The sequence below is a fragment of the Phytobacter sp. V69 genome (assembly GCF_965644215.1).
Lineage (GTDB): Bacteria > Pseudomonadota > Gammaproteobacteria > Enterobacterales > Enterobacteriaceae > Phytobacter.
On the sequence record NZ_CBFFRL010000580.1, the window covers coordinates 1 to 277 of the forward strand.

Consider the following 277-nt stretch of genomic DNA (forward strand, 5'->3'; position numbering starts at 1 on the left):
TTGGTGGGTCGTGCAGGATTCGAACCTGCGACCAATTGATTAAAAGTCAACTGCTCTACCAACTGAGCTAACGACCCCTTGCGGGATTTTACTGCTTTCATCATTCAGAGTGGTGGGTCGTGCAGGATGACTCACTTCGTTCGCCCTTCGGGCCGTTGCTCACGCAACGTTATCCTACACATCTCTACCAGTGACCACCTTTAAATTGGTGGGTCGTGCAGGATTCGAACCTGCGACCAATTGATTAAAAGTCAACTGCTCTACCAACTGAGCTAAC

The 277-nt window shown here is 49.5% G+C and carries 1 tRNA gene and 1 other RNA gene; both read right to left on the reverse strand.

Annotated elements, in window-relative coordinates:
* Position 1: 1 nt before the first annotated feature.
* A tRNA-Lys gene (locus tag ACSZPU_RS26520) sits at positions 2 to 77 on the reverse strand.
* 33 nt (positions 78 to 110) lie between these two features.
* A non-coding RNA gene (locus tag ACSZPU_RS26525) (RtT sRNA) lies at positions 111 to 275 on the reverse strand.
* Between the last annotated feature and the right edge of the window lie 2 nt (positions 276 to 277).